Here is a 2,506-nt window from a genome sequence, read left to right on the forward strand (position 1 = left end):
GGCGACTGACGCCTTGGGCTAGCTACGCTTCGGCCGCCGTATCGCGCGTACTTTTCCGGACCCGCCGCCCCCGCAGTAGAAGCGGTCGCCGCCGTCCGCCTCGAGCCCGGAGACCTTGACGTCCGCGGGCATCGTCAGCGTTTCCTGGACTTCACCACTGCTCGAGTCGATGCGCCGCAGCTCACTCTCGTCGCCTTCCCAAGTGCCGTGCCACAGCTCGCCGTCGACCCAGGTGACGCCGGTGACGAAGCGGTTGGACTCGATGGTGCGGAGAACGGCTCCGGTTTCGGGGTCGATCTGGTGGATCTTGCGCGTCGGATGCTGCCCGACCCAGAGAAAGCCCTCGGCCCAAGTCAGCCCCGAATGGCCCCCACCCTCCGGCGCGGGGATCGTGCCCACGACGCTGCCGGTCTTGAGATCGATCTTCTGGATGCGACCGTCGGCAATCTGGAACAGATGCCGCCCGTCGAAAGCCGTCCCCGCGCGCGCGGGGACCTCGATCGCGCGGACGACCGCGCCGCTCTCGGGATCGAGGGCGTTCACGCGGTCCCCGCTCGCGAACCAGACGCTCTGGCCGTCGAACGTGACTCCCGCAATGTGCAGACCCGCAAACGGGCCGTACTCGCGGACGATCTCGGCGGGCAAACGACGCATCCCTTGAGCTTAGTCGATCGGCAACGACGAGGGGAGCAACAAGGCTGTCGTGAATCCCGGGACGGGCGGGGTCATCCAGCGCCGGGCACGTCCTCGGCCGATCGCATGCGCCTTCCCCGCGGCCGCCAGTGCATCCAGCGCGCGCTGCACCGTGCGCTGGCTCGCCCCGAGCGCGAGCCCCAAGGCCGAGCTGGACCACGCCTCCCCGTCGCCGAGGAGGGCGAGCACGGCCGCGTGCTCCCCTTCGACCGGCGGCGCCAGCACGACCACCTCGCGCGCGCGGCGCGGCTCGAGCGCGAAGCCACGTTTGGTCGCGATCACGCCGGCCGTCCCCCGAAGAACTCGGCGCAGACGTCCCATCTCGACCCTCAACCGCGCGCGATGGGAATCGTCGGCCCGCCGCGCGCCAAACGCGCGCAGGACCAGCCCGTCCCGGTCCGCGTCCCCGGGCCAGGCTTCCGCCAGAGCGCGGAGCAGCGCGAACAAAACCGGCCGCTTCGCGAGGGAAACCGCACGGCCGTCGGCATGCACGACGCGCCGACAGGCGTCCACCACAAGCGCGCGCGACGCCAGCAGGGCTTCCACCTCGTCCAGCCGCAACAACCTGTCCTCGCCCCCCGCGACTCGGCGTGCGGCCGGCGCGTTCAGGGCGAGGGACGCCTGCTCGACTTCGGCGGCCAGCGCGGGGATGCGTGCGACCCTCGAGGCGCGCTCGGCCCGCGCGAGCGCCGCGCGCGCCGCCTTCGTCCGAAGCCGTCGCATCGCGATCCCCGCGACGATCAGTTCGTGGACGGCCCTCGACGCGGGCGTCAAGAGCGCGGAGCGAAGCTCGGCCAGCCCTCGCTCCGCAGCGTCCAGCCGGCCGATCAATAGCTGGCGCCGGACCTCGAGGTACCGCGCGTGGTCGGCGTTGGCCCGGTCGCCGTGCTTTTTCAGCGTCGCCCGTGCCGCAACCAGGGCGCTCGCCGGCCAGCGCAGATCGCGGGACGCCAGCGCGACCTCGGCCTCCGCAACCACGCACCTCGCGCGGGCGATGGCCTCCTTGGGCCCGAACCCGCGCGCGGCCCGCCGCAGCAGGGCCTTGGCCCGCACGAACTCCCCAAGCTGCGCCATCGCGATCCCCCGCAACGCCAGCGCGCGCGCGTCTTCCCGCAGCGCCACGCGCCGCAGCGCGCCCAGGGGATCCCCCGCCGCCAGCGCGCGCGCCGCCGCGTCGATCACCGAGTCCATCGAAATCCCGTCACACTTGTCACTCCTGTCGTTGGGAGGTCCGGGCGTTAACTAATACCATGATGCACGGCCACCCCGTCGCATCCCGCGATGCGACCGAGACACCAGGAAGGAGATCAGAGCGATGATGACCAAGCACAAGACCGGCACCCGCAAGGAATGGCTCGCCGCGCGCCTCGACCTGCTCGAGGCGGAAAAGGAGCACACCCGAAAGAGCGACGAGCTGGCGCGGCGCCGTCAGGAGCTGCCGTGGGTCCGGATCGACAAGGAGTACCAGTTCGACACCGACGAGGGGCGCGCGTCGCTGAAGGATCTCTTCCGCGGCCGCTCGCAGCTCCTCGTCTACCACTTCATGTTCGGACCCGACTACAAGGCGGGCTGCCCGTCCTGCTCCGCCATCGCCGACGGGTTCAACGGGATCGCCGTTCACCTGGCGAACCACGACGTCATGCTCACGGCGGTCTCCCGCGCGCCGCTCGCCAAGCTGCAGGCGTACAAGAAGCGTCTCGGCTGGACGTTCCCCTGGGCGTCATCCTACGGCAGCGACTTCAACCCCGATTTCAGCGTCGGCTTCTCCGAGGAGCAGCAGCAGAAGGAAGGGATCGAATACAACTACCGGCGC

3 protein-coding genes are annotated in these 2,506 nt (G+C 70.7%); 1 reads left to right on the top strand and 2 read right to left on the bottom strand.

Annotated features, from left to right (window positions below):
- Nucleotides 1-18: 18 nt before the first annotated feature.
- Both VE326_01790 and VE326_01795 read right to left on the bottom strand, forming a co-directional pair.
- Nucleotides 19-654 (bottom strand): PQQ-binding-like beta-propeller repeat protein, encoded by a 636-nt coding sequence (locus VE326_01790; GenBank protein ID HYJ31928.1) that lies wholly within the window; start codon nt 652-654, stop codon nt 19-21.
- Between the two features lie 9 nt (nt 655-663).
- Nucleotides 664-1,884 (bottom strand): helix-turn-helix domain-containing protein, encoded by a 1,221-nt coding sequence (locus VE326_01795; GenBank protein ID HYJ31929.1) that lies wholly within the window; start codon nt 1,882-1,884, stop codon nt 664-666.
- Between the two features lie 124 nt (nt 1,885-2,008).
- On the opposite strand from VE326_01795, the gene VE326_01800 reads away from it, so the two are divergent.
- Nucleotides 2,009-2,506, top strand: a 498-nt coding sequence (locus VE326_01800; protein ID HYJ31930.1) for a DUF899 domain-containing protein, incomplete at its 3' end; no start/stop codon positions are given.

It is taken from the genome of Candidatus Binatia bacterium (genome assembly GCA_035631035.1).
GTDB lineage: Bacteria > Eisenbacteria > RBG-16-71-46 > SZUA-252 > SZUA-252 > DASQJL01.

Coding starts and splice junctions, on each gene's coding strand:
- VE326_01790 (HYJ31928.1), bottom strand. CDS start 654: ATGCGTCGTTTGCCCGCCGAGATCGTCCGCGAGTACGGCCCGTTTGCG.
- VE326_01795 (HYJ31929.1), bottom strand. CDS start 1,884: ATGGACTCGGTGATCGACGCGGCGGCGCGCGCGCTGGCGGCGGGGGAT.